The sequence below is a fragment of the Streptomyces sp. NPDC007162 genome (genome assembly GCF_040634175.1).
Taxonomy (GTDB): domain Bacteria; phylum Actinomycetota; class Actinomycetes; order Streptomycetales; family Streptomycetaceae; genus Streptomyces.
Map to the genome: position 1 here is coordinate 1 of NZ_JBEYFC010000988.1, position 1,450 is coordinate 1,450.

Sequence of the window (1,450 nt, forward strand, 5' to 3'; positions counted from 1 at the left end):
ACCCGGCGGCGACGGCCGCCACCCTGACCCCGGACGGCTGGCTGCGCACCGGTGACGTCGGGATCCTGGACGCGGCGGGCAACCTCCGCATCATGCTCGACGTCGCCCAGCGGGTGCAGGCGCACGCCGAACTCGGCGCAGTTCTTGCGCAGGGTCTCCAGCTGGGCCCGGGAGACCGGGTCCGCGATGGGCTTGTCGATGTCGAGGGTCGGGGTGTTGTGGTCCTCGGTCGCGATGGTGAGGTCGAGGCGGCGCACCGGGCGGCCGTTCTGACGCAGGCCGTCGAAGGCCTGCGGGCTGGTCACCTCGTGCAGCAGGTGCAGATCGATGAAGAGGAGGTCGGGCTCGCCCTCGGCGCGCCGGACGACGTGGTCGTCCCAGACCTTCTCCGCGAGTGTCCTACCCATCGCTTTCCCTCCGGCCGGCAGACGTGCACCGGCCCAACTCGAGATCTTGAGGAAGCGGCTGCCCGTGTACCGGGCCCCTGAAGTCGTGGTTCCGGGCGTCCGCCGCCGGGCCCGTTGGTCCGCGGGCCACTGTGTTCTTCCAGAGTGGCGCGTTCCACCGAAAATTGAACTTGCGTTTCACAGAGTGAGACGTGAGTATCGTTGCATGGACAACAGTAGCGGCGTCGGCGTTCTGGACAAGGCGGCCCTTGTCCTGAGCGCTCTGGAGTCCGGTCCGGCCACCCTCGCGGGTCTGGTCGGGGCAACCGGACTGGCACGGCCCACGGCCCATCGGCTGGCCGTGGCTCTGGAACACCACCGCATGGTGGCACGCGACATGCAGGGCCGTTTCATTCTCGGTCCGCGACTCGCGGAACTGGCCGCGGCGGCCGGTGAGGACCGCCTGCTCGCGACGGCGGGCCCGGTGCTCACGCACCTGCGTGACATCACCGGCGAGAGCGCGCAGCTCTACCGCCGGCAGGGGGACATGCGGATCTGCGTAGCCGCCGCGGAGCGCCTGTCCGGCCTGCGGGACACGGTCCCGGTCGGCTCGACCCTCACGATGAAGGCCGGCTCCTCGGCGCAGATCCTGATGGCCTGGGAGGAGCCGGAGCGGCTGCACCGCGGTCTGCAGGGCGCCCGTTTCACGGCGACGGCCCTCTCCGGCGTCCGGCGCCGCGGCTGGGCCCAGTCCATCGGCGAGCGGGAGCCCGGGGTCGCCTCGGTGTCGGCGCCGGTGCGGGGGCCCTCCAACCGCGTGGTCGCCGCCGTCTCCGTCTCCGGCCCGATCGAGCGCCTGACCCGCCACCCCGGCCGCATGCACGCCCAGGCCGTGATCGACGCAGCGGGCCGACTCTCCGAGGCCCTGCGCCGCACCGGCTGACGCTCACGTCGGGAGAGGCCGGCCTCAACGCCGCGGCAGGCCTCTCCCGACGTGAGCAGAACGCCCCGTGAAGGGGTGCTGGGGGTATGAGAGTTGCAACGTGAGTGAGCAGGCCTGAAGC

The 1,450-nt window shown here is 71.7% G+C and carries 2 protein-coding genes; one reads left to right on the forward strand and one right to left on the reverse strand.

The features are described 5' to 3' along the window. A partial coding sequence (locus tag ABZ646_RS46530; RefSeq protein ID WP_360533825.1) for an aconitase family protein occupies positions 1-407 on the reverse strand: 407 nt, incomplete at its 3' end. A 205-nt stretch (positions 408-612) separates the two neighbouring features. On the opposite strand from ABZ646_RS46530, the gene ndgR reads away from it, so the two are divergent. Beyond that, on the forward strand, positions 613-1,329 hold the full coding sequence (ndgR, locus tag ABZ646_RS46535) for an IclR family transcriptional regulator NdgR (RefSeq protein WP_003993203.1): 717 nt from the start codon (positions 613-615) through the stop codon (positions 1,327-1,329). The last annotated feature ends 121 nt before the right edge of the window (positions 1,330-1,450 follow it).